Source organism: Rhodoferax sp. GW821-FHT02C08, assembly GCF_059421805.1.
In genome coordinates, this window is the sequence record NZ_JBWKVR010000003.1 from 264,552 (window position 1) to 289,370 (window position 24,819).

Here is a 24,819-nt window from a genome sequence, read left to right on the forward strand (position 1 = left end):
TCAGTCCAGGTGGAACATGCAGGGCAGGGGCTCGGCCACTGGCGAACCGTCAGGGTTGGCGCGCATCAGGTCGGCCATGTACGCCCACCAGCGCTGCATGACCGGGTGCTGGGGCAGGGCGTCCATGGTGTGGCCGGCCTTGCGGCGCAGCACGGCGAATAGCACATGGTGTTCCTCATCGAGATAGATGCTGTAGTCGCTCACGCCCGCTGTTTTCAGCAGGTCAACCAGCTCAGGCCAGATTTCGTCGTGGCGCTTTTTGTATTCCGCCACGCAGCCCGGGTGCAGAAACATGCGGAAGGCATATTTTTCACCGCTAATTTCAACGCTTATGCCAGCAGCCTCCGTCATGCCAACAGCCTCCGGCCGGGGCGCTTGAACATGCGCGGCAAGACCATGGAGACGATCAGCAGCGCGCCAATCACCATGCTCATCACAATGCCGGTCACGTTCGCCATGCCCATGGCAAAGGTGAACAGGCCTAGCAGCAGCACGGCCAGCATGGTGCCCACGATGCTGCCGCGTCCGCCTTCGATGGCCACGCCGCCCAGGATAACCATAGTGATGGCGTCCAGCTCCCAGCCCATGGCGATGTTGGGGCGGGTGCTGCCGATGCGGCCGGTCAACATGATGGCTGCCAGCGCCGCCATCAGGCCGGCAAACACAAACAGGCCCATGCGGTATCGGTCGGCCGCAATACCCGAGAAGCGGGCTGCCACCGGATTCGCGCCCACGGCATACAGCCGACGGCCCAGCACGGTGCGGTGCAGTACTACGCCCACCGCCACGGCGCACAGCAGCAGGATGGCGAATTCAATCGGCAGCACCAGCCAGCGCACGCCAATCAGCTCGCCCACATAAGCGTTACCCAGGGTGGAGAAGGCCTCGGGGTAGCCAGAGATGGCTTTGTCACCCAGTGCCACCAGGGCCAGGCCCCGGTACAGGGACAAGGTGCCAATCGTCACTACGATGGAGGGCAGCTTGTAGCGCGTCACCAGCCAGCCGTTCAGCCCGCCGGCAACGGCACCGGTGGCAAATGCCGCCAGCGTGATGCCCAGCGGACCGGCCCCCGCCCGCATGGAAAATCCCATGGCTAGCGAACAAAGCGCCAGCGTGGCGGCGATGGACAGGTCAATTTCGCCTGTGATGATGAGCAAGGCCAGGGCCAGCGCCAGAATGCCTTTCTCGCTGAAGTTGAAGGTGCTGTCGGCCAGCGCGTCGGGCGACATAAAGCCCGGTTGTGTGACGCCAAACACCACCAACAGCAGCACCAGCAGGGCCAGCAGCACCCGTTCCCATGTGTTCCAGGCTTTCATGCCAGACTCCCTTTGCGTTCCAGAATTTGGCGCCCAGCGCGCCGCTCGGCACGGGCATTCACCGCCACCGAAACCAAGATCACCGCCCCCGCAATCGCCTGCTGCCAGAAGGGCGACACCTGTATCACCGGCAAGGCACCGTTAACCACGCCGATGAACAGCACGCCCAGCGCAGCACCCAGCACGCTGCCCACACCGCCGCCAATGCTCACGCCGCCGATCACACAGGCCGCCACCACGGTCAGCTCATAGCCTGCGGCCAGCTCGGTATAGGCAATCGAATAGCGCCCCACCCACAGCAGCCCGGACAGCCCGGCCAGCATGCCGGACAGGGTGTAAACCATCATCAGCCGCTTGTTGGCCGAGATGCCTACATAGGCCGCCGCATGCGGGTTGCCGCCCAGGGCGTAGATCTCGCGGCCTTCACGCCGCAGCTTCAAAAACACGGCACTGGCAACCAGCACGGCCAGCGCAAACCACACCAGGGCGGGCAGGCCCAGCCAGACCTCGCGCGGCAGGCCCTTGATGGCGGGGTGAATGTCCTGGTCGGAAATCCAGGCGCCCTTGCTGGCCACAAAGATCGCGCCCCGGTAGGCCGACAGCGTGCCCAGCGTCACCACGATGGGTGGCAGCGCAAAGCGGGTGATCAGCCAGCCGTTGACGCTGCCCAGCAGCGCACCTACTACCAGCGACACCAATATCAGCAGCACGATGGGCGCCTCGGGCCAGGCCCGGCCCAGCAGCGCGCAGACCATGCCGGTCAGCGCCAGGTTGGATGCCACCGACAGGTCGATGCCGCGGGTCAGCAGCACCAGCATTTGGCCCATGACCAGGATGCTCAGGATGGCCGAGTCGTTGGCGATGTCTAGGCCGTTGCGCCAGCTGAGGAATACGGGAGCCCGTGCGCCCACGGCCAGGGCAATCACCACGATGATGGCCAGGAGCAGCCATTCCCTGCGAATCACGTTGAACTTTTTCATGCTGCAAATGCCTCTCGCAATACCGGGGTGGGCCGCGCCGCAGGCGGCGGGCTGCTGGCCGCAGTGGCGCCGGATGCCGCCGCCACAATGGCTTCCGCATGCGCGTCAGCACGGGCAAATTCGGCCACCTGCACGCCACGGCGCATGACGATGGTGCGGTGGGCCAGGTTCATCACCTCGGGCAGTTCGCTGGACACCAGAATCACCGCCAGGCCTTGTTCCACCATTTCCGCTATCAACTGGTACACGGCCTGCTTGGCACCCACGTCGATGCCCTTGGTGGGCTCATCCAGGATCACGATGCGCGGCTCCAGGCCCAGCCATTTGGCGATCACCACCTTTTGCTGGTTGCCGCCCGACAGGCCGGACAGCAGGGTGTCGGGTGAGTGGGTCTTGATGCGCAGGCGCTCGATCATGCGTTGGCACAGTGCCGATTCGCGCACTTGCGACAACCAGGGCCCGCGTGCAAAGCGGCTCAGGCCCGCCAGGCTGATGTTGTGCTGCACCGAAAAGCTCAGAATGCCGCCCTGGCGCTGGCGCTCTTCAGGCACATAGGCGATGCCGGCGTTGATGGCGTCCGCCGGGTCTTTGGGCGAAAAGGGTTTGCCACCCACGGTGAAGGTGCCGCGGGCAGCGGGGTTCAGCCCCATCAGCGCCAGCATGGATTCGCTGCGGCCGGAGCCCACCAGGCCGTAAAAGCCCAGGATCTCGCCTTTGCGCAACGTGAAGTTCAGCTTGTCAAATTCGGTGGGGTGGGACAGGTCTTGCACCGTCAGCACTACATCGCCCGGCACCGAGGTGATGGCAGGGTAGATCTGGTCGATGGCGCGGCCGGCCATCAGCTTCACCAGGTCTTGCTCGGTGGCCTCGGCAATGCGGCCGCTGCCCACGGTGGTGCCGTCGCGCAGCACCACATACTGGTCGGCCACGGCAAATATTTCGTCGAACTTGTGGGTGATGAAGATTACACCCACGCCTTGGGAACGCAGCTTGCGCACGATGCCGTAGAAGTCGCGGATTTCCTGCTGCGACAAGGCCGCCGTGGGCTCGTCCAGAATGACGACCTGGGCTTTTTGCGACAGGGCACGGGCGATCTCCACTAGGTGCCGCTCGGCCAGGCTCAGGTCTTTCACCATGGTGCTGGCCTGGAAGCGCGCACCGATTTGCTCCAGCACCTGCTGGGCCTGGGTGTTCATGCTCTTCCAGTCGATGAAAGGGCCACGCATCAGGTGGCGGCCCACGTAAATGTTTTCGGCCACGCTGAGTTCTTCGAACATCACCGTCTCCTGGTGCACGGCCAGAATGCCGGCGGCCTGCGAGGCCTGGGCGTTGGCAAACTTGTGTGCCACGCCGCGCAAGGAGATGCTGCCTTCGTCCACCGGAATCACGCCGGTAAGCAGCTTGACCAAAGTGGACTTGCCGGCGCCGTTTTCGCCCACCAGGGCCAGCACTTCTCCGGCCTGCAAATCCAGGTCCACGCCGCGCAGCGCATGGGTAGCGCCAAAGCGTTTGTGGATGCCGCGCAGGCTAAGCAATACGTCACTCATTTAGAAATCCAGCTTTGCATAAAAAAGGGGCACCCACCCTGACAGAGATGCCCCACGAACTTGTCGGTTCACCGACACCCAATCAGTCACCCCGCAACTCCACCAGAAACCCCGTGGATCCGGCTCTGCCGGGCCACTGGGGTTGCCCCCTGCATGTCATATCGGTTTTCCAAACCGATATGAGGGGGGTTGGCGAAAAGTGCGCAGCACTGCAGCCTGGGGGTTAGAAAAACTTCGCGAACTTCTCGACGTTGGTGGCATCGTAGGTGAAGGGTTCCGACATGGCGGCTTCGCTGTTCGCATCCAGTGTCACGGTGCCAACGCGGCCCAGAGACACCTTTTCACCCGGCTTGCCAGTGACCTTGCCAGAGATGAACTGGCTGGCCGCATAGATGGACGAGTAGCCCAGGTCGATAGGGTTCCAGATGGCGAAGGACTTGACCGCGCCGCTCTTCACATGGCCGGCCATTTCAGATGGCAGGCCCAGGCCCGTTACGAATACGCTGCCGACTTTCTTCTCATCCTGCACAGCCTTGGCGGCTGCCGCTACACCCACGGTGGTGGGGGCGATGATGGCCTTCAGGTTGGGGTAGCTCTTGAACAGGCCTTGGGCTTCGCGGTAGCTCTTGTCGGTCTGGTCGTCGCCGTAGACCACGCTAACCAACTTCAGACCCTTGTAGGCGGGCTGGGCCAGTACTTTCTTGGCTTCGTCGATCCAGATGTTCTGGTTGGTGGCCTGTGCGGTAGCGGACAGGATGGCCACTTCACCGGTGGAGCCTACGGCGTCGGCCGTCATCTTCACCAGTTTTTCGCCGATCAGCGGGTTGCTGGAGGGGCTCAGGTGCATCATGCGGCCGTCTTTGCGCACTCCGGAGTCGAATGAGATGACCTTGATGCCGCGGTCCATGGCGCGCTTGAGCACTGGTGCCAGGGCGTCGGGGTCGTTCGCCGAGATGACGATGGCCGAGACCTTTTGCGCGATCAACGAGTTGACGATTTCGATCTGGCCTTCGGCCGTGGCCTTGGCCGGGCCGGTGTAGATGATTTCCACATTTTTCAGCTCTTTGGCTGCTTCCTGCGCACCCTGGTTGGCCGCGTCAAAGAAGCCGTTGCCCAGGCTCTTCACCACCAGGGCGATCTTGTCCGCAGCAAATGCCGGACTGGCCAAGGCCGCGCTCAATGCCACGGTCAGCAGGGTTGCGATTTGTTTCTTCATGCTTGTCTCCTGGATGTCTTTGTTGGTATCAAAAATTGGCCTTAACAATGGAGTTATGGCCGGTGTCGCTACCGGCGCTACAGCTGGGGAGCTGCGCGCCGGTCTCGATGGGGTGGCGCTGTGCTGGGGGCACAGCTACCTTAAACAATGCCGCTGCTGGGGCCGCTGGCGGGGCGAATAGTTGCCATGTCAGTGCGGTAGCCCGAAGTTCTGTAAGTTGCCACGGGGTCGGCGGCGCCGCCGGCTTCGATGCGGATCTTTTGCAGCAGCGGGGTCATGTCGGTGTGGAAGGCGGCCTTCAAGGTCTGCGCCGCCATCAGCACGTCGTTGCCGTCCTGGTAACCGGTGAGGGCCGTGCGGTCGACCAGCAGGGCCTGGGCGTAGCAGCGCTGCACGGTCACGGCGCTGGTCATCAGGCTCTCTATCGGGTCGGTCACGTTGTGCGACTGGTCCAGCATGTAGGCGGGGTTGAAGTTGGGCACCTTGCTTTGCGCCGCATCGACCAGCTCGTTGAACACCAGGAACAGCTGGAAGGGGTTGATGCTGCCGCTGTCCAGGTCGTCGTCGCCGTACTTGCTGTCGTTGAAGTGGAAGCCGGCCAGCTTTTGCGCATGCACCAGGCGCGCCACGATCATCTCGATGTTCGTGTTCGGCGCGTGGTGGCCCAGGTCCACCAGGCAGCGGGCTTTCTCGCCCAGGCTTTGCGCGGCCAGCAGGCTGCTGCCCCAGTCCTGGATGACGGTGGCGTAGAAGGCCGGTTCGAACATCTTGTGTTCCAGGAACATGTTCCAGTCGGCTGGCAGGGCCGCGTAGATCTGGCGGTTGCTGTCCAGGTAGCGGTCGAACTGGCGGCGGAAGTGGCTTTGGCCGGGGAAGTTGGAGCCGTCGCCAATCCACACCGTCAGCGCCTTGCTGCCGATCTGCTTGCCGATTTCGATGCATTCCAGGTTGTGCGCTACGGCCTGGGCGCGCACACCGGCGTCAGCATGGGTCAGGCTGCCGAATTTGTACGACAGCGGTTGGTCCTTCTGGTCGGAGAAGGTATTGGAGTTGACCGCGTCAAAGCCCAGGCCGAAGGACTCGGCATGCTGGCGCAGTTCCTTGTAGTCGCTGACCTTGTCCCAGGGGAAATGCGGCGACACGGTGGGGGTGCAGCGCACCAGCTGCTGGATCACGCCGCAGTCCTGCAGCTTGTCGAACACATTGCGTGGCTCGCCCTTGCCGGGGAAGCGGGCGAAGCGGGTGCCGCCGGTGCCCACGCCCCAGCTGGGCACGGCCACGGCGAACTTCGCTACTTCGGCTTTCAGCGTGTCGATGTTGACATTGCGGCGGGCCAGCTGTTCGCCCAGATGTTTGTAGTCAGAATCGACTCTGGCACTGGCACTATGTGCGTGGTCAGCTATTAATTCAGGAGCAATTTTGGTCGTGGTCATGGCTGTCTCGTGTTGTGTTTTTAATGGGCAATCAGCGCGGGAATGCAGCCAGGTTACCTGCATCCACGTTGATGATGTTGCCGGTCGATTTGGCGGCCAGGTCGCTGGCCAGGAAGTAGGTGGCTTCGGCAATGTCTTCGGGGAAGACACTGCGCTTCAGCATGGAGCGGTCGCGGTAAAAGGCTTCGAGTTCTTCCTCGCTGATCTTGTTGGCGGCGGCGCGCTCCTGGCTCCAGGCACCGGTCCATATCTTGCTGCCGCGGATCACCGCGTCGGGGTTCACCACGTTGGAGCGGATGCCTAGCGGTGCGCCTTCCAAGGCAAAGCTGCGCGACAGCTGGATCTCGGCCGCCTTGGCCGCGCAGTAGGCGCTGGCCTGGGCGCTGGCCACCATGCCGTTCTTGCTGGCGATATAGACCATGGCGCCGCCGATGGCCTGGGCCTTCATCAGGCGGAAGGCTTCGCGACCCACCAGGAAGTAGCCGGTGGCCAGGATGTTCTGGTTGCGCATCCACAATGCCAGGCTAGTGTCTTCGATCGGCGCGGCGGAAGCGATGCCTGCGTTCGACACCAGGATGTCGACGCCGCCAAACTCCAGCGTGGCCTGCACATAGGCGTTGATGACGGAGTCTTCGGACGTCACGTCGCAGACCATGCTGCGCACCACGTCCTTACCAAAACGCTTGGCCAGCTCGGCGCGGGTGGATTCCAGTGCTTCTACGTCGATGTCCAGCAGCGCCACGCAGCCGCCTTCGTTCAGAAAGCGTTCGACGATCGCCCGGCCGATGCCGCCGGCGCCGCCGGTGACCACTGCCACCTTGCCGACCAGGGGCTTGGCCTTGGGCATGCGTTGCAGTTTGGCTTCTTCCAGCAACCAGTATTCGATGTCAAACGCCTCTTGCTCGGGCAGGCCCACATAGGTATCGATGGCGTTGGCGTCGCGCATCACGTTGATGGCGTTCACATAGAACTCGCCAGCGATGCGCGCCGTGGCCTTGTCCTTGGCAATCGACACCATGCCGATGCCGGGCAACAGGATGATGACCGGATTGGCATCGCGCAGGGCCGGGCTGTCGGCGCGCTTGCAGCGCTCGTAGTAGGCGGCGTAGTCGGCGCGGTAGGCAACGAGCTTTTCTTCTAGCGCGGCGGCCAGGGCGGCGCCTTCCAGTTGGTAGACAGAGGCTTCCAGGATCAGCGGGCGGATCTTGGTGCGCAGGAAGTGATCCGGGCAGGAGGTGCCCATGGCGGCCAGCGGCGCCAGGTCGCGGCTGTTGACGAATTCCATCACCGTGGGCTGGCGGTCTACATGCAGCAGCTTGTGGCCGCTCTTGGAAGCCAGGCCGCGCAGCACCGGCAGCACGCGGGCCAGGGTGGCGTCTTGCTCGGCGGTGGGCAGTGATTCCTGTGCTACGCCGCCAAAGCTCACCGCCTTGCGGGCCACACGCTCGCGGCCCAGCCAGTTTTGCGCATGGGCGATCACGCCCACGGTGTTTTCATAGCAGCTCTTGGCGCTGTCGCCCCAGGTGAACAGGCCGTGGCCAGCCAGCACCAGGCCGCGCTGGTCGGGGTGGGCGGCTTGGTAGCGTTGCAGCATCAGGCCGAGCTCGAAGCCGGGCTTGCGCCAGGGCAGCCAGCCGACCGTGCCTTCAAAAATCTTCGCCGTCAGCGCTTCGCTGTTGGCCATGGCGGCAATGGCGATCACCGCGTCGGGGTGCATGTGGTCCACATGGGCGAACGGCAGGTAGGCGTGTAGGGGCGTGTCGATGCTGGCGGCGCGCGGGTTCAGGTTGAAGGTGCAGTGCGGCAGGTAGGCCACCATCTCGTCTTCAAACTGCGGGCCGCGGTAGAGCTTTTGCAGAGCGTTCAGCTTGTCCATGTACAAGGTGCTGAAGCCGTCGAGCTTCATCGAGCCCACGTCGCCGCCCGAGCCCTTGACCCACAGCACGGTGGTGTCCTGGCCGCTCAGCGGATCTTTTTGCACCAGCTTGGCGGAGGTGTTGCCGCCGCCGTAGTTGGTGATGCGCAGGTCGGAGCCCAGCAGGTTCGAGCGGTACAGCAGCAGGCCGGGTGCATCCAGCGTGGCGGCGTGGGCGTCGTTCCAGGTAGGGAAGGGGGCGATGGTGGTGTTGGACATGAGAGCAGGTGGTGTGCGAAAGGGCAAAAGGGGTTGCAATGGCCGCAAGTCTAGGTATGCCTATGTATATCCACAACACATGTATTTTTATGTTTTGTCAAAGTTTTACTTATACTTTGGGCTTGCTCCAGCGTGGGTCGGTACGCCATGCGGATAGGGTTGGAATTGCTGCGCCGCAGCTAAGGGAAACTACCCGCCAGATCCCGATGTGAACGCCCGTTCTATTACCTGTTGGATGCCTGATTTCAGGGTGAAACCCTGTACCGATTGCTATGAAAAACGCCACCCTGCGCCAGCTGCGGATTTTTGAGGCCGTGGCCACCAGCCTCAGCTACTCGCGCGCCGCCGAACAGCTGCACCTGACCCAGCCTGCCGTGTCCATGCAGATCAGCCAGCTGCAGGAGGATGTGGGCCAGCCGCTGTTCGTCAAAACCGGCAAACGTCTGGTGCTGAGTCCGCCGGGCGAAGCCTTGCTGCGCCACACCCGCCGCATCCTCGACCAGGTGCGCATCGCAGACGAGGCCATGACCGCCAGCCGCAGCGGTGAGGGCGGCCTGCTGCACCTCGGCGTGGTGCCGACCGCGCATTACTTCGCGCCGGCGCTGCTGATGGCCTTCAAGGCGCGGCACCCGGGCATTCGCTTCAAGCTCACGGTGGAGCGGCGCGAGAAGATTCTGGCCATGCTGCAAGAGCACCAACTGGACGTGGCCATCGGCGGCTACCCCCCCAGCGAGGCCGATGTGGAGGCTGAAACCTTTGCCCGCAACCCGCACTGCATCGTGGCCCCGCCCAACCACCCGCTGGTTGCGCGGCGCAAGCTCAGCTGGGCCGATCTGCGCACCGAGGACTTCATCTTCCGCGAGCCCGGCTCGGCCACCCGGCAGTTCCTGGAGCACCTGCTGCAATCCCAGTCGCTGCAGGTGAATGTGTCGATGGAGCTGTCCGGCAACGAGACCATCAAGCAGGCCGTGATGGTCGGCATGGGCATCAGCTTCTTATCCGCCCACGTGTTCCAGGTCGAGCTGGCCGCCGGCATGCTGGCGGTGCTGGACCTGCAGGACATGCCGAAGATGCTGGACTGGTGCCTGCTGCACCGCCGCGATGCCGTGCCATCGGATCTGGGGGCGGCGTTTCGGGACTTTGTGCTGGCGGATGGGGCGGGGTTTGCGGCTTGCAGGATTTAGCAAACTGGTCGCGCATTCCCGGGCCCGTGGTAGATGCAATTCGTAACAAACGATTGTCCGGCCTAGGGGGCTGTAGTCCCATAGGCTGCATGTACCATCCGTGCCGAACTTTATTTAGTCCCTACCTATGAACCGATCTGCTCCCGCTCTTGTTGCCGCCACCTTGGTGATGGCCTTGCTTGCTGCTTGCAAGCCTTCGGGGATTGAAACCGGCAATGCCGGTGGCTTGGCGACAGGCGCCGCTGGGCAAAAACAGTCCACGGGCGAAACACGCAAGATTGAAAAGTGCGATGCTCCGCTTGCCACGCTGGGCGTGATCGAAAACCCCAACGGCTATACCTACACCAGCAGCGCGGGCGGGTTGCCCAACTCGCCTGTGCCTTTGGTGCGGCTGATGCTGCAGCAAAGCGGCTGCTTTCGCGTGGTGGACCGCAATTTGGGCCTCAAAGGCACCCGGCAAGAGCTGGATTTACAAGAGTCAGGTTTGACCCGCAAGGACAGCACCGTGAACCCGCGTGGCCATGTGCTGGAAGCCCAATACGTACTGACACCCACCCTGGTGTTTTCGGAGCAGAACGCTGGCGGTGGGCTGGAGGGCATCCTGGCGCGTATTCCGTACATTGGGCAGTTCGCGGGTCTGGCCGAGAAGGTGAAGTTCAAGGAAGCCCAAGTGGTGCTGACCCTGACCGACTCGCAAACAACCGAGCAATTGGTGAGCGCCGAGGGCTCGGCGCGCGCCACAGATTTGGGGACTGCGGGCCTGATGATCGGCGCTGCCGGTGGTGGTGGCGCGGCCGGTTGGACCAATACCAATGAAGGCAAAGTGATTTCGGCCGCGTTCCTGGATTCGGTCAACAAAATGATCCCCCATGTGCGGGAGTTGGTCGCCAAGTCCATGCCCGACCGTGTGGCGACAAAGAAATAATGCGCCGTAGCTAGGGCCGTCTTCGTGGCTGCCCTCGCGGTCACTCAGTACTGTTTGTGCTGGGTGAAGGAACTTGGTAGCGCAGCTCCGCAAAGCCCGGGCCGATCTGCTTGACTGAAACCAGCTTCAGCGAAGGACTGGTCAGTCGGCGGGGAAACAGCGGTTTGCCTTTGCCAAGAGTGACGGAGCCTATTTGAACGATCACCTCGTCGAGCAGGCCGGCGTCGTGAAATTGGCCTGCCAAGTCGCCGCCGCCGACAACCCAGATATTCTTGCCTCCAGCGGCTTCGCGCATGGCGGCGTGCACGGAGCGCACATCTCCACATGCGAAGTGCAGTTTGGCTCCCGGAACTGGCGGCAACACCCTGTGGGTGAAGACCCAGGTTGGTTGCACGTATGGCCAGGAAGCACCTGTTTCGGTTTCAACAGTCTGCGCGTGGCGCAGCATCCATTCATAGGTGGCCGAGCCCATGGCCAACGCGCCAACTTCAGCGATGAAAGCCGGGTAGCCCGTTTCGTTGATATCACCCAGCGGGAATAGCCAGTCGAGGGAATCATCTTCGGTGGCGATAAATCCGTCGAGGCTCGTCGCCGTGTAGTACTGGGTCTTCATGGAATTGCCTTTGATAGCGTTAGGATTTTTGACGCCGAACGTGAGCTAAACGGAAAACCCTGGCCAATACATCCGGCGTATGAATTTACATCGTGGGAGAAGGGTGCACGCACCATAGCCTCCAGATCCTAAAACCATGTTTCAGAATTCATGCAGCTGACCTCATATTCGCGGGCCTATGCATTGACGAGCCCAGCGTGCGGGGCCACTATGGCGCATGGTCACCATTCAGGTGCTTGCAAGGAGGCCCCATGGCTGAAAGCGACAAGGTATTCGCGGGCTCTATCCCGAAGTTCTACGATACGCTGATGGTGCCCCTGATTTTCGGGGGCTATGCTGCCGATACAGCGGAGCTTGTCGCCGGCTTTTCGCCCGGCGCAGTGCTGGAGACGGCTGCCGGCAGTGGCGTGGTGACGCGAGCGTTGGCGCCCCAGTTGCGTGCCGACGCGCGCTATGTGGTGACCGACCTGAACCAGCCCATGCTCGACTATGCTGCCGCCCGGCAGGGGATAGACAGCCGCATTGCATGGCGACAGGCTGACGCGCTGGCTCTGCCGTTCGACGATGCCGCGTTCGATGTGGTGTGCTGCCAGTTCGGTGCGATGTTTTTCCCGAACCGGGTCGCCGGCTACGCCGAGGCACGTCGCGTGCTGAAGCCCGGCGGGCGCTTCGTCTTCAGCGTCTGGGACCGTATCGAAGAGAACGCCTTTGCCGACGACGTCACCAGGGCCGTCGCCACGGTGTTTCCGCATGATCCACCACGCTTTCTTGCCCGCACGCCGCACGGTTACCACGACGTCGCATTGATCCGCGAGGAATTGAGTCGCGCAGGGTTTATCGACATCGAGATAAAGACCCGCGAGAAGCTGAGCCACGCACCCTCGGCACGCGACGCTGCCACAGCCTATTGCCAGGGCACGCCGCTGCGCAATGAAATCGAGGTGCGTGATGCCAGCCTGCTGCAGCTGGCCACCGACCGTGCGACTGAGGCGATTGTCAGCCGCCACGGTGTAGGCCCGGTGGCCGGGAAAATCCAGGCGCATGTGATCGTGGCGGCGGGATAGTGAAGTCTCGGCACAAGTCCCTTGCCAGTCCGACCAGCCTTTGCAACGAAGGCCGGTATTTGAACTGCGCTGCTCTAGCGCTTACCACGTTCCCTCAAAACCCTAAAGCCCCGGGGTCATCGCACAGCCGTTAACCTGCCATCTATTCTGTTTTGATCCACACCATTTCAAAGAAACCGCATGACCGACACCAATGCCTACATGCCACCCAAAGTCTGGACCTGGGACAAGGAAAACGGTGGCGAGTTCGCCAGTATCAATCGGCCGATCTCCGGTTCCACCCACTACAAAGAACTGCCAGTTGGTAACCATCCGCTGCAGCTGTATTCGCTGGCCACGCCGAACGGAATCAAGGTGACGGTGATGCTGGAGGAGCTGCTCGCCTTGGGCCACACCGGTGCTGAATACGACGCCTGGCTGATCCGCATCACCGAAGGCCAGCAATTCGGCAGCGGCTTTGTCGAGGTCAACCCCAATTCCAAGATTCCTGCGCTGATGGACCGCAGCGGTGCCGAGCCGGTGCGGGTGTTCGAGTCGGGCGCCATCCTGCAGTATCTGGCGGAGAAGTTTGGCGCTTTTCTGCCTGCCAGCGGTGCGGCGCGGGCCGAGTGCCTGTCGTGGCTGTTCTGGCAAATGGGCAGTGCGCCGTTTCTGGGCGGCGGTTTTGGCCATTTTTATGCTTACGCTCCGGCCAAGTTCGAGTACCCAATCAACCGCTATGCGATGGAGGTCAAGCGCCAGCTGGACGTGCTGGACCACCGCCTGGCCGAGCACGGCTACCTGGCGGGTGACGACTACAGCATTGCCGACATTGCGGTGTGGCCTTGGTACGGCGGCTTGGTGTTGGGACAGTTGTATGGTGCGGCCGAGTTTTTGAGCGTGCACGAATACACCCATGTTGTGCGCTGGGCCCGGCAGATCGCCGCGCGTCCGGCGGTGCAGCGCGGGCGTATGGTGAACCGCGCCTGGGGCGAGCCGTCCGAGCAGCTGCACGAGCGCCACGCGGCCAGTGATTTCGACACGCAGACGCAGGACAAGCTGGCCGCCAAGGGCTGAGTTCCCGAGGCCCGATACGGTGCACGGCATCGCTGACGGCCACACACATATTCCAACAATAGAGGCCACTGGCGCACGTAAAACCTGCGGTAGCCGCTATGCATTGCGTAGCAAGGCGCGCAATGCGGCGCCATGGGCCTTGCCGTCTGCGTTGTGCCCAGCAATCGCCGGTGGAGTGTGATCAAGCCTGTGGCCTCAGATGCGGCCGGCTCTGCGGGCGTTTTGAGCCTGTAATATGTCCTTAGAACGTCATCTATTAAAACGACCTCCAGCGCATGTCTTACCTGCGCTAGCAGCTATCTAAAAGATAGTAAAACAGCGTTTTTCGGCTGGCTGGCAATGGCTTATTGAAGAGCCGCATGCAAGTTTGCGTAACCAAGCTGCACAAAGCTTGCTTACACACATACACTGGCATTTAGCTGGGCGAAACAGGCAGATAAGAGCTGAAGAACCTGGTAGCGCCCCGGGATCGCCGCACGGCAATGCGGCTTGGTACCAAGAAAGGGGAATATCTTGGACATTATGGACAGACGTAACGGCGGCCGTGCTGCCGGTGGGCAAGGGCTTCATCGCCGGGTGAGCGACCGACATGGCGAAGCATCCGTACAAGCGCTGCCCATTCACATCACTGACGAGCATGGCGATATGCACCACGCCATGTACACCATGCACCTCAGCCAGCAAGAGCTGGAGCGCCAGAACCAGGAGCTGCTGCACAGCCAGGCCCTGACAGATGCTTCGCGCACGCATTACCTGGATTTGTTTGACCAGGCGCCTGTGGGCTATTTCAGCCTGAATGAGCACGGGGTGGTGCACGACGCGAATATTGCGGCAGCCTTGCTGCTGGGGCTGGCACGTAAAAACCTGGTGGGCCAGCGCATGTACCGCTTTGTGGAAGTGGCGCAGCAGGATGCTTTCCATGCCTATCGTAGGCGCCTGGTTGATACCGGTGTGCCTCAGACCTGCGATCTGCAGATGACCAAGGCAGACGGCGGCCGCTTGTGGGTGCACGTGGTGGGCGTCGTGGCCCGGGATGCCGCGGGCCAGTCTGTGCAGCGCCTGGTGCTGACCGATGTGACGGTGGAGCATGCCGCCCTGGCCGCGCTACGCGCCAGCGAGGCGCGCTACCAGGCGCTGGTGGAGTGGTCGCCAGATGCGATATGCGTGTACCGCGCTGGCAAGATCATTTTTGCCAATGCGGCTGCTACTGCCTTGCTGGGCGCTACGGATGCCCGCGCGCTGCTGGGGCAGTCACGCCTGGAGCGGCTGCACCCGGATTACCATGCCGCTGCCATGGTACGTCTGGCGCAGGCTAGCCAGGTCCATGTACCCTCGGCTCCGTTCGAGGAGGTGCTGCTCCGCCTGGACGGAAGCGCCGTGCCGGTGCAGGTGCAAAGCATCACCACGGTGTACGACGGCGCGCCCGCGGTGCAAGTCAGCATGCGCGCAATTGCGGTTGCCAAACCCGCGCACTAGTGGGCTGCGGGAAGCTTAGCGGGCGCTGGCATGCGCAAGCAATGCCGCGCACAACGCATCCACCAGGGCAAAAGCACCATGGTTGGCCGGCGATTCGGCTGCACCGGGGACGTTCAGACTGAGGTCTTGCGCGTCCGCAGATGGTGTCGCACCGGTTTGCATGCGGATCCACCTCAGCTTTGCGTTGCCACGCCGTTGTGGCATAGCGCGAGGCCTGTGCGCGTGTTCAGCCAAACACACTTCCAGCACCACGGATTGCGCGGGTGCGCAAGCCATCAGGGGTGCCAACTGCTCCGGTCCGGCCAATGCCGTGCGCGTCTTCAGCGCCGCCAGTCGGCTGGTGAGGTAGCTTGCCACGGCCAAGTCGCCCGGCCGTACCGGACATACCGCGATCTGGGGCGCTGCGTACAGGGCCAGTACAACCTGTAGGAAGAAAGCATGTTCCACCATGGCGCGTACGGCGTGCATGTGCCGCGCCCAGCGGTCTAGCTCTGCCAGTGCTGCGCTGGCTTCGGGGCTGGCTGCTTCAGCGTTCGGCAGGAAGGCCAGCTTCAGGTCGTGGAAGCCGATGAATCCGTAGCGCTTGGCCACACGCACGATGGTGGCCGGAATCGTATGGGCTTGCAGTGCCAGTGTCTTGATGCGCTGCTGGTGCAGGCTGCTGCTTTGGTGAAGCAGGTACTCGGCCACGTTGCGCATCTTGGGGCTGAGCCGGGGTAGGTCCTGGCGGATGCGCGCGATCAGCGCGTCGCCGAAGATGTCTGGCCCCTGGTGTTTGGGTGGGCGGTGCAGAGGTGCTTCCAATGGCGGTGTTTCCGCCTTGCCTGCAGCAGGCAGCACCTGAAGAAAGGCCACCTTCAGGTCACTGAAACCGTTGAAGCCGTAGCGCTTGGCCAGGCGGACGATGGTGGCTGGCGCGGTATGGGTTTGCTGGGCCAGGTTCTGTATGCCTTGCATGTGCAGGCTGGCGCTGTGCTGCAGCAGGTGTTCTGCCACTTTGCGCATTTTGGGCTTGAGCAGGGGGATGTCGTTCTGTATCCACTCCACCAATTCGCGGCCCAGTGCCACGGGCTCGATTTTGCTTGGGCGTGGCGTGGGGCGGCTGATGTCGTGCAGGCCGCACAGGCCGCGTGCCATTTGCTCCAATGCGTTGTTGGCATGCGCCACAGGTTGTGTTGGCGCAAGGGTCGAGACCTGGTTGGCCGGCGGTATCTCCAAGGGGGGCTTTGCTAAACTGCCCAGGCCCAGCCCCAGAACCCGAGTGCCCATGTCCTCCGCTCCTGCAGATAAACCGCCCAAGAAAGTGACCGCAAGCGATGTGGCAGACCGGGCAGGCGTGTCCAAATGGACGGTGTCGCGTGCATTTACTGATGGTGCGTCGGTGGCGCCCAAGGTGCGAGAAAGCATCCTAGCGGTCGCCAAAGAGCTGGGCTACACGCCCAATTTGCTGGCCCGCAGCTTGTCCACACGGCGCTCCAACTTGGTTGCCCTGGTGGTGGACGAGCTGGCCAATCCGAACCTGCTCAAGCTGCTGAATGAAGCCACCCGGCAATTGCAGGCGCGGGGCTATAGCTCCATGCTGCTCAATATCAGCCAGGAATACGGGCCAGAAGAGGCCTTGCGTCTGGCAGACCAGTTCCAGGTGGACGGCATCATGTTTCTGGGTACCACGCTCAAGAGCGAGCTGGTCCATCTGGCGCAGAACATCAAGCACATTCCTCTGGTGGTGCTGATGCGCAACACCGGGCAGGCCGGTATTCCGTTTGTCAGCACCGATGGCTTTTCTGCCGGGGTGGAAATCGCCGAACTGTTTCTGGAGCAAGGCCAGCAACGCATTGCCTACATGGCGGGCCCCATGTCCGAGCGCACCGAGTTGCGCCGCCAGGAAGGCTTCAAGCACGGGCTGCGCAGTCGCGGGGTGGATTTGTGTGCTGTGTTGGAAACGGCGCACTACAGCCGCCAGGAGGGCATGCAGTCCCTGCTGCGCTATATGGAGTCCACGCCACGCAGCGAGCGCATGGAGGCCCTTTTTTGCGAGAACGACATCCTGGCCATCGGTGCGATGGACGCCCTGGTGACGGCCAATGCAGTACGCAAGATCGCCATCGTCGGGTTCGATGACATCGAATTGGCCGGGTCCCCCAGCTACGAGCTGACCACCTTTCGGCAGCCCGTGGACCATCTGGTATCCGAAGGCATTCGCCGCATGTTCCCAGATGAAAAAACGCCCCAGGGCTCGGTGCTGGCCCCTGGGGCGCTGGTGCTGCGTGCTTCGCATCGGCGGCAGGCTTAGCGTGGGTGTTTAGCCTGCGTACCGCGATCAGGCGGATACGGGACGGCCGTTCTTGAGTTGCACGGTCTTGCCCAGGCGGGCGGACAGCGTGGCAGCCTCTGCCACGGCCAGTGCATTCACGCCGTCTTGCAGGCTCACGGGCAGGGCCGATTCGGTGCTGATGGCCTGCACAAAAGCGCGCCATTCGGCTTCGTACGAGCGCATATAGCGCTCCAGGAAGAAGTATTCGGGCTTGGCGCCAATGGCACCTTGCACGGTGGTCTTGGTGATGCTGCTCTCCAGCATATTGCCGGCTTGCAGCAGGCCGTCGGAGCCCAGCAACTCGATGCGCTGGTCATAGCCATAGACGGCGCGGCGGCTGTTCTTGATGACCGCGATACGGCCATCAGCAAAGTGCAGGGTGATGACGGCGGTGTCCACGTCACCGGCTTCGCCGATCGCGGGGTCCACGATGCTGCTGCCCACGGCGGTCACGGCCACAGGTGCAGCGCCAAAGATCCAGCACGCCATGTCAAAGTCGTGGATGGCCATGTCGCGGAACAGGCCGCCCGACACCTTGATGTAGCTGACCGGTGGAGGTGCCGGGTCGAACGAGGTGATGGACAGCAGTTCGCCCTTGCCGATTTCGCCCGCGTCGAATGACTTTTTGAGGGCGGCGAAGTTGGGGTCGAAGCGGCGGTTGAAGCCAATCATCACCGGGCGGTGGTGCTTGGCTGTGGCGGCCTGGCAGGCCAGTGCGCGTTCCAGGTCCAGGTCCACCGGCTTTTCACACAGCACGGCTTTGCCGGCGGCGGTGGCGGCTTCGATCAGGTTGGAATGCGTGTCGGTAGAGGTGGCGATCAGCACCGCACCGATGCTGGGGTCGGCAATGATCTCTTCGGTGCTGCGTGCCTTGGCGCCGTAGGCGGCGGCCAGGGTTTCTGCGGCTGCGGGGTGGAAGTCCGAAATAGCCACCAACTGGCTTTGCGCGTTGGCGGCAATGCTTTTGGCGTGTACGTTTCCGATGCGGCCTGCGCCCAGAAGTCCGACTTTGATCATAGAGTTCTCCAAAAAAGTAGATGCAGACCCGGCGTTCAAGCCGGTTGCGAGGGGGTTAAAAATGAAAGGGGAAAGATGTGGGGTTCAGAGCGTGAAGGCGCTGCGGAAGGCTTCCAGTGCGGCTTCCGGGTCGCCGCTGGCAAAGGCCTCCATGCCCACCGGGCCGTGGTAGCCCATGGCAAACAGGGCGCGCGCAACACCGGCGTAGTTGATTTCGCCCGTGCCGGGCTCTATGCGGCCTGGCACATCGGCCACCTGCACCTCGCCAATCCAGGGCAGGCAGGCGCGGCACAACTCAATCAGATTGCCCTCGCCGATTTGTGCGTGGTAGAGGTCCAGGTTCAGGCGCAGCCGTGGATGGTTCACGGACGACACGAGCGCCAGCGTATCTTCAGCACGGCCAAAGGGAACGCCGGGGTGGTCCAGCGGCAGGTTCAGGTTTTCCAGCGTGAAAACCACGCCTTCTTTGTCGGCCATGTCGGCAATGCGGCACAGCGTGTCGCGGGCCTTGAGCCACATCGGGCCAGTGACCGTCGTGCATGGGGTGACCGGCAGGCCGCGATCGCCCAGGCCGGTGCCGTGCAGGTTCAGGCGCGCTACGCCCAGGCGTTTGCCCACTTGGGCGGTCTCGCGCGCGGTGCGCAGCAACTCCTCCGCGCCCTCATCGTCAGACAGGCGGCCACGCAGGTAGCCATTCATGATGGAGAAGGTGGCACCTGATTTTTCCAGCATGGCCAGATCATGTTCAGGCCAGTTCCACAGGCCGACCTGGAAGCCCAATTCGGTCAGGCGTTTTACACGCCATTCCATGGGTTTGTCTTGCCAGAGCATTTCGGCGCAGGCGGCGAGGGTGAAGGTGTGTGTCATGTTCAATGTCAGTCAGGGTCAGGTTTAAGGGAAAAGTTAGAGGTGGCTTTCGATTTCTGCTTCCAGCGAGGCCATGGACTCGCCGCCGGCCATCAGGTCGGTCACTTCTTCCCGGGTTTTTTCGCCCTTGCGGAAGTCGGCCGCCTTGGCGCCCCGGATCAGCACCGCAAAGTGGTCGCCCACGGTCAGCGCGTGCATCACCTGGTGCGTGATGAAGATGACGGCAATGCCTTTGCTGCGGGCTTGCAGAACAATGCGCAGCACGTGTGCGGCTTCCTTCACGCCCAGGGCGGCGGTGGGCTCGTCCAGAATCAGTACGCTGGCGCCGAAGTGCACGGCACGGGCAATCGCCAGCGCCTGCCGTTCGCCGCCAGACAGGCCGCCCACCAGGCGGTCACCGTCCGTGATGCGGGTGATGCCCAGCTCGCGCATTTCGCGTACGGCAATCTCGTTGGCCCGCTTGCGGTCGAACACTTCGAACGGACCCCACTGCTTGGTGGGTTCCGCGCCGACGAAGAACGAGCGGCCAATGCTCATCAGTGGGAAGGTGCCACCGAACTGGTGCACGGTGGCAATGCCGTGGTCGCTGGCATCGCGTGGGGTGTTGAAGGCCACGGGTTTGCCATTCATCAGCATCTCGCCCGAGGTGGGCTTGTGTACGCCGGACAGCAGGCGGATCAGTGTGGACTTGCCGGCGCCGTTGTCACCCAGCAGGCAGAGTACTTCACCGGCTTTGACGTCCAGGGAAATGTCGTGCAGTACATCTACCGGGCCAAAGGATTTGTAGACGTTTTTGAGCTGTAGCAGAGGTGCGGTAGTCATTTGCTGGCCTTTGGTTTAGCACGTGGTGCGGAGTGGCTCAACGCCATGGTGCGGAAGGTGTTGTTCAGAAGTACGGCGGCCAGCAGCAGCACGCCGATGATCAGGCTGGCCCAGTTGGCGTCAAAGCCGGTGTAGTAAATGCCTTGATTGACGATGGCGAAGGTCATGGTGCCCAGCACAATGCCCATCACCGAGCCATAGCCGCCGGTCAGGATCACGCCGCCGATCACCACTGCGATGATGGAATTGAAGATGAACGATTGGCCAGCCGATACCTGCGCACTGTTGTACAGAATGGCCTGGCACATGCCCACGAAGGCGGCACACAGCCCGCTGGCCATGTATAGCGCGATGTTCAGTTTGTTGGTGGGGATGCCAGCGTTGCGGGCGCTGACCTTGTCGCCGCCCAGGGCCAGAATCCAGTTGCCGTACTTGGAGTGGCTGAGGATGTAGCTCACAAACAGCATGGCCGCCACCCACCACAGCAGGATGACTTCAAACTTGCCGTCGATGAAGTTGCCAAACAGCATCTTGGTGATGGGGTCGCTGTTCAGCGCCACGCTGGTGCTGCCCGCCACGATGACCGACAGACCCAGCGTCAACCCGGCCACCGCAAACAAGGTGGCCAGCGTGACCACGAAGGACGGCAGCTCGGTGCGCACGATCAAGTAGCCGTTGAGCCAGCCAATTGCAAGGCCCAAGCCCAGCGCCGCAGCAATGCCCACCGGCATGGGCAGGCCATAGTGGCCGCTGACGATGGCAATGGTCATCGAACTGGCCGGAATGGTGCTGCCAATCGACAGGTCCAGGTGGCCGGCGATCATCAGCAAGCCCACTGGCAGGGCGATGATGCCCAGCTCGGCGGCGATGTTCAGCCAGCTGGCCGCGCCGCTGGCCGACAGAAAGGTCTCGCCACCGAAGATGGCAAAAAACACGAAGACTAAGACAAGACCGATGAAGGAGCCGGTTTCCGGCCGCCGCAGCAGGTTGCCCAGGGAGAACCCCGGCTGGGCACTGCTTGCTTCGGCTTGGACCCCGATCGGTGGGGGAGGAATGGTTTTCGAGTTCATGGTGTCAGTCGTTCGTGCATTGCAAAAAAGTAATCAGCGGGCAGGGGCCTCGCGGTGGAATAAGCCGTCCCAGGCGGCTGCCCGGGCCGTTTTCGGTCAGGCTTAACGCGCGCCTGCCGCTGCACCGGCCAAGGTGGCATCGACGTTGGATGCGTCCACAATGCCGGGGCCGGTCAGGATGGGTGCGGTGGGCACTTTCAGGCCGTATTGCACGTAAGCGTTCAGCATGGATACCGCCAAATAGCCTTGCAGATAGGGTTGCTGGTCGATGCAGAACAGCTGCGTGCCTTCTTTGAGACGCTGCAGGTTGGTCGGGTCGATGTCGAAGGTGCCCAGCTTGACCTGCTTCACCAGACCTGCCTGACTGATGCCGGTGGCCGCGCTGGTGGCGTCACCGGCGGCGATGGTGATCAGGCCGTCCACCGTCTTGTCCTTTTGCAGCGCGGCCTTCACGGCCTGGGCCACGGCGGTCGGGTTGCCGAAGGCCGACGAGGGCAGTGGCAGCTGCGTACCCTTGCCGCCGTTCTTGGCCATGCCATCGGCCATGCCCTTGCAGCGCGCTTCCTGGTTGGTGGAGCCGGGTTGGGTGTTCACGCACAGCACGTTCTTGACACCGTGCTTGGCAAAGTATTCGCCACCGCCAAAGCCCGCTACGTACTCTTCGCTGCCCACATAGTTCTGTGCGCCCAGGCGCTTGGCGGCATCCATGCCACCCGAGTTGTAGATGATCAGCGGCACGCCAGCGGCGACCACTTCCTTGAAGGCCGCGTCCATGGCTTCGGGAACCCAGTCGGGGCCGACGATGGCGTCCGGCTTCTGGCTCAGCGCGGTGCGGATCAGCTTGGCGGCATCGGGGCCCAGGTTGTCATAAGTCTGCGGGCCCAGCCAGGTGACGCTCCCACCCGCGGCCTTGACCACCAGGGCGGCGTCGTCCGCGCCCTTTTTGACGCGGGACCAGAACGGATCATCGGCCTTGCCGCCGATGACAAATATCTTGGCGCCGGCGGCCATGGCCGTGCTGGCAGTGCAGGCCACCAGGGCGGCTACGGCGATTGTTTTCAACATGTTTTTAACTGTTTTCATCTTGTGCTCCTCTTTCTCTGTTTAGGTGGGCGGTGCACGGCGTGCGTGTACCGTGTTGGGCGTGGTTTATTCGGTCGGGGACGGTTGTGCCTCCTTTCGGGCATTCATCTTTGCCAGCTTCTTCTGGTAGCGCTCCTGCATGCGCAGCTCGCCTTCCTTGGAGCCGTCGTGCCAGGTGCCGCACCATTGGTCCAGGGGGACGAGGCCGTCGCCACCAAAGTTCACGTCGAAGTACTTGTGGTGCAGGTAGTGCGTGTAGGCATGGCTGTCCATGGCGCTGTCTTCGCCCAGCTTCAGCTTGTCAAAGCCCAGGTGGCCGTTGATGGCGCCAAAGCCGGCCATGTGCAGCTGGAACATCGCCACGATGGGGTTGGACGGAATCACCAGGTGCCACAGGGCGACCGCGTGGTACAGAACACCTTCGACCGGGTGCATGCTCAGTGACGACCAGGGGCTGGGATTCACCGAGTTGTGGTGTATGGCGTGTACCCATTTGTAGAAACGGGGCGAGTGCATGGCACGGTGGATCACGAAGAAGTGCACCTCGTGGATGGCCGGTGCTATGAACATCAGCAGCGCCAGGTAATACGGGTTGTCGATCCACTGCACCCAGGGCACCAGGCCATTGGCGAAGCACCACAGGAAGATGATTTCCACCATCGTCCATAGCGGGATCGTGACCAGAAAGCTGCGCAAGAAGTTGTCGATGTTCTGACTTTTGAACCAGAACACATCGGACGGTTGCTCCTTGGGAAACTTATGGTGGTACTTGAAGCTTTTGCCCTGCACCTGCCGGCTGTAGTAGCGCCACTCAAAGAATCCATAGAACACCAGGCAGGCTGCCAGGTTGACCGCCAGCAGGTACAGCGTCCAGCCCCAGCTGATGGTCTTCATGGTCTGCACATCGGGCAGCACGTAGTACCACCACACCAGCGCCGTGGCGATGTGGAACAGGTTCCACGGCCACACATAGCCGGGCAGCCATTTCAGCACTTTCAACAGGTTCGGCGGCCACGACCAGAACGGTGCAATGCCCGGATGCTGGTTGGGCGCCCAGTCGCCCCGCTTGTTGCGTTTACCGAAAAGAAGATCGTCCATGGACATACGTAATTCATTCCAAAGCAAGTGTTTCGGGTAGTTATGCAGTTGTTTTGCACCCGGTTGCATTGCAATGTAATGCTGAAATGGAATTTGTTTTCTAGGTGTTTTCCCGTGTGGAAAATTTATTGCATTTGCCAAGGCCAAAGCTGGCAAAGAGCTGTCTGGTTTTCCCTCCTCCATTGGAGCGGCGCAGGTATACGCGGGGTGGTCGTCAGCCTATAGGTGCTGCAGCAGGACCGCGAAGATGGCAGAGGTTAGACCAGATGTGTTTCACCGTGTGGAAGTCAGTCACACGGGTTTTGACTGGATTGTGGGATGGGTGTGCAATCGGGTGCATTGCATCTTGCCACCCATCGGCACCGGCAAGCGCAGTGCATTTACATAAGAAAATAGCTGCTTGCGGAAGATTTACCTGCGCAAGCAGCTATGAAATAAATAGCAATATGTGGAGCCTGCAGGGTCGGTGCCACCCTGGGCATTCAAGGGGCCGCAGGCCACACCCGCCGCTATGCCAACAGTGCGGCAATCGCCATGCCCATCTCGGTGGTGGACGCGCTGCCGCCCAGGTCGGCAGTGCGCGGGCCGTGGGCCAACACTTGTTCTATGGCCCGCAGGATGGCGTCGTGCGCCTCGCGGTGGCCCAGAAAGTCCAGCATCAGCGCGCCCGACCAGACCATGGCGACCGGGTTGGCGATGTTCTTGCCTGCGATGTCCGGGGCCGACCCGTGCACCGGCTCGAACAGCGAGGGGAAGCTGCGCTCCGGGTTCAGGTTGGCAGACGGCGCAATGCCTATGGTGCCGGTGCAAGCCGGGCCCAGGTCAGACAGGATGTCGCCAAACAGGTTGCTGGCCACCACCACGTCGAAGCGGTCTGGCTGCAGCACAAAGCGCGCGCTGAGGATGTCGATGTGCTGTTTGTCCACGACCACCTGCGGGTAGTGCTGGTGCATGGCGTCGGCCCGGCCGTCCCACCAGGGCATGCTGATGGCGATGCCGTTGGACTTGGTGGCTACAGTGAGCTTGTGGCGCGGGCGGCTTTGCGCCAGCTCAAACGCGTACTTCAGCACCCGGTCCGCGCCGAAGCGCGAGTACACCGACTCCTGGATGACGATCTCGCGCTCGGTGCCTGCATACATCACGCCGCCCAGGTTGGTGTACTCACCTTCGGTGTTTTCTCGGACCACGAAGAAGTCGATGTCGCCCGGCTTGCGCCCGGCCAGTGGGCAGGGCACTCCCTCAAACAGGCGCACCGGCCGCAGGTTGATGTACTGGTCGAACTCGCGGCGGAACTTGAGCAGCGAACCCCATAGGGACACGTGGTCGGGCACGGTGTCTGGCCAGCCCACGGCGCCGAAGTAGATGGCGTCCATTCCCTGCAACTGGGCCTTCCAGTCGTCGGGCATCATCTGGCCGGTTTGGGCGTAGTAGCCGCAATGCGCCCAGTCGAAATGCTGGAACTGCAGCGCAATACCAAAGCGCTGGGCGGCAGCCTGCAGCACGCGCAGGCCTTCGGGCATGACTTCCTGGCCAATGCCGTCTCCGGCGATGACGGCGATCTTGTAGGGCTGGGGCATGGTGAGCTTTCTGTACAGCGTTGAGAT

The 24,819-nt window shown here is 62.3% G+C and carries 22 protein-coding genes; 6 read left to right on the forward strand and 16 right to left on the reverse strand.

What is annotated here, in order from left to right; genetic code table 11:
• The 7 genes from rhaM to AC07VY_RS05340 form a co-directional block, all read right to left on the reverse strand.
• Positions 1-351: an L-rhamnose mutarotase gene (gene rhaM, locus AC07VY_RS05310; protein WP_495096482.1), complete on the reverse strand. Its 351-nt coding sequence runs from the start codon at positions 349-351 to the stop codon at positions 1-3.
• A complete protein-coding gene (locus tag AC07VY_RS05315; RefSeq protein ID WP_495074556.1) occupies positions 348-1,316 on the reverse strand; it encodes an ABC transporter permease in 969 nt (322 codons plus the stop codon). The genes rhaM and AC07VY_RS05315 overlap by 4 nt, the downstream gene beginning before the upstream one ends.
• Positions 1,313-2,296, reverse strand: coding sequence for an ABC transporter permease (locus AC07VY_RS05320; RefSeq protein ID WP_495096481.1), 984 nt, complete (start codon positions 2,294-2,296; stop codon positions 1,313-1,315). The genes AC07VY_RS05315 and AC07VY_RS05320 overlap by 4 nt, the downstream gene beginning before the upstream one ends.
• A complete protein-coding gene (locus AC07VY_RS05325; protein ID WP_495096480.1) occupies positions 2,293-3,843 on the reverse strand; it encodes a sugar ABC transporter ATP-binding protein in 1,551 nt (516 codons plus the stop codon). The genes AC07VY_RS05320 and AC07VY_RS05325 overlap by 4 nt, the downstream gene beginning before the upstream one ends.
• 223 nt (positions 3,844-4,066) lie before the next feature.
• The gene (gene rhaS / locus AC07VY_RS05330) at positions 4,067-5,059 is read right to left on the reverse strand and encodes a rhamnose ABC transporter substrate-binding protein (RefSeq protein WP_495074553.1); all 993 of its coding nucleotides are present in this window, start codon (positions 5,057-5,059) and stop codon (positions 4,067-4,069) included.
• Between the two features lie 140 nt (positions 5,060-5,199).
• Positions 5,200-6,492, reverse strand: a complete 1,293-nt coding sequence (gene rhaI, locus AC07VY_RS05335) for an L-rhamnose catabolism isomerase (RefSeq protein ID WP_495096479.1) — start codon at positions 6,490-6,492, stop codon at positions 5,200-5,202.
• A gap of 31 nt (positions 6,493-6,523) precedes the next feature.
• On the reverse strand, positions 6,524-8,626 hold the full coding sequence (locus AC07VY_RS05340; protein ID WP_495096478.1) for a bifunctional rhamnulose-1-phosphate aldolase/short-chain dehydrogenase: 2,103 nt from the start codon (positions 8,624-8,626) through the stop codon (positions 6,524-6,526).
• Positions 8,627-8,898: 272 nt separating this feature from the next.
• On the opposite strand from AC07VY_RS05340, the gene AC07VY_RS05345 reads away from it, so the two are divergent.
• Together AC07VY_RS05345 and AC07VY_RS05350 are read left to right on the forward strand one after the other, a co-directional pair.
• Complete coding sequence (locus tag AC07VY_RS05345; protein WP_495096477.1) at positions 8,899-9,810, forward strand: LysR family transcriptional regulator; 912 nt, start codon at positions 8,899-8,901, stop codon at positions 9,808-9,810.
• A gap of 127 nt (positions 9,811-9,937) precedes the next feature.
• Positions 9,938-10,735, forward strand: coding sequence for a CsgG/HfaB family protein (locus tag AC07VY_RS05350; protein WP_495096476.1), 798 nt, complete (start codon positions 9,938-9,940; stop codon positions 10,733-10,735).
• 40 nt (positions 10,736-10,775) lie between these two features.
• On the opposite strand, the gene AC07VY_RS05355 is transcribed toward AC07VY_RS05350, so the two are convergent.
• On the reverse strand, positions 10,776-11,348 hold the full coding sequence (locus AC07VY_RS05355; RefSeq protein ID WP_495096475.1) for a dihydrofolate reductase family protein: 573 nt from the start codon (positions 11,346-11,348) through the stop codon (positions 10,776-10,778).
• A gap of 251 nt (positions 11,349-11,599) precedes the next feature.
• On the opposite strand from AC07VY_RS05355, the gene AC07VY_RS05360 reads away from it, so the two are divergent.
• The 3 genes from AC07VY_RS05360 (at position 11,600) to AC07VY_RS05370 (ending at position 14,944) form a co-directional block, all read left to right on the forward strand.
• Positions 11,600-12,412: a class I SAM-dependent methyltransferase gene (locus tag AC07VY_RS05360; protein ID WP_495096474.1), complete on the forward strand. Its 813-nt coding sequence runs from the start codon at positions 11,600-11,602 to the stop codon at positions 12,410-12,412.
• Between the two features lie 180 nt (positions 12,413-12,592).
• Positions 12,593-13,468 (forward strand): glutathione-dependent disulfide-bond oxidoreductase, encoded by an 876-nt coding sequence (gene yghU, locus AC07VY_RS05365; protein ID WP_495096473.1) that lies wholly within the window; start codon positions 12,593-12,595, stop codon positions 13,466-13,468.
• A gap of 522 nt (positions 13,469-13,990) precedes the next feature.
• On the forward strand, positions 13,991-14,944 hold the full coding sequence (locus AC07VY_RS05370) for a PAS domain-containing protein (protein WP_495111288.1): 954 nt from the start codon (positions 13,991-13,993) through the stop codon (positions 14,942-14,944).
• A gap of 15 nt (positions 14,945-14,959) precedes the next feature.
• Here AC07VY_RS05370 and AC07VY_RS05375 read toward each other — a convergent pair whose 3' ends face one another.
• Positions 14,960-16,213: a MurR/RpiR family transcriptional regulator gene (locus tag AC07VY_RS05375; RefSeq protein WP_495096471.1), complete on the reverse strand. Its 1,254-nt coding sequence runs from the start codon at positions 16,211-16,213 to the stop codon at positions 14,960-14,962.
• Between AC07VY_RS05375 and AC07VY_RS05380 the strand changes: the two genes are divergently transcribed.
• Entirely contained in the window at positions 16,212-17,237 is a 1,026-nt protein-coding gene (locus tag AC07VY_RS05380; protein ID WP_495096470.1) for a LacI family DNA-binding transcriptional regulator, read from the forward strand. The genes AC07VY_RS05375 and AC07VY_RS05380 overlap by 2 nt on opposite strands.
• A gap of 27 nt (positions 17,238-17,264) precedes the next feature.
• On the opposite strand, the gene iolG is transcribed toward AC07VY_RS05380, so the two are convergent.
• From iolG to AC07VY_RS05415, 7 genes are all read right to left on the reverse strand, one after another.
• Entirely contained in the window at positions 17,265-18,275 is a 1,011-nt protein-coding gene (iolG, locus tag AC07VY_RS05385) for an inositol 2-dehydrogenase (protein ID WP_495096469.1), read from the reverse strand.
• A gap of 84 nt (positions 18,276-18,359) precedes the next feature.
• A complete protein-coding gene (locus AC07VY_RS05390) occupies positions 18,360-19,142 on the reverse strand; it encodes a TIM barrel protein (RefSeq protein WP_495096468.1) in 783 nt (260 codons plus the stop codon).
• Positions 19,143-19,178: 36 nt separating this feature from the next.
• The gene (locus AC07VY_RS05395; RefSeq protein ID WP_495074540.1) at positions 19,179-19,964 is read right to left on the reverse strand and encodes an ATP-binding cassette domain-containing protein; all 786 of its coding nucleotides are present in this window, start codon (positions 19,962-19,964) and stop codon (positions 19,179-19,181) included.
• The gene (locus AC07VY_RS05400) at positions 19,961-21,034 is read right to left on the reverse strand and encodes an ABC transporter permease (protein ID WP_495074539.1); all 1,074 of its coding nucleotides are present in this window, start codon (positions 21,032-21,034) and stop codon (positions 19,961-19,963) included. The genes AC07VY_RS05395 and AC07VY_RS05400 overlap by 4 nt, the downstream gene beginning before the upstream one ends.
• A 102-nt stretch (positions 21,035-21,136) precedes the next feature.
• A complete protein-coding gene (locus AC07VY_RS05405) occupies positions 21,137-22,099 on the reverse strand; it encodes a sugar ABC transporter substrate-binding protein (RefSeq protein ID WP_495119476.1) in 963 nt (320 codons plus the stop codon).
• 84 nt (positions 22,100-22,183) lie between these two features.
• Positions 22,184-23,215, reverse strand: a complete 1,032-nt coding sequence (locus tag AC07VY_RS05410; RefSeq protein WP_495096467.1) for a sterol desaturase family protein — start codon at positions 23,213-23,215, stop codon at positions 22,184-22,186.
• Positions 23,216-23,724: 509 nt separating this feature from the next.
• Positions 23,725-24,792 (reverse strand): tartrate dehydrogenase, encoded by a 1,068-nt coding sequence (locus AC07VY_RS05415; RefSeq protein WP_495096466.1) that lies wholly within the window; start codon positions 24,790-24,792, stop codon positions 23,725-23,727.
• Between the last annotated feature and the right edge of the window lie 27 nt (positions 24,793-24,819).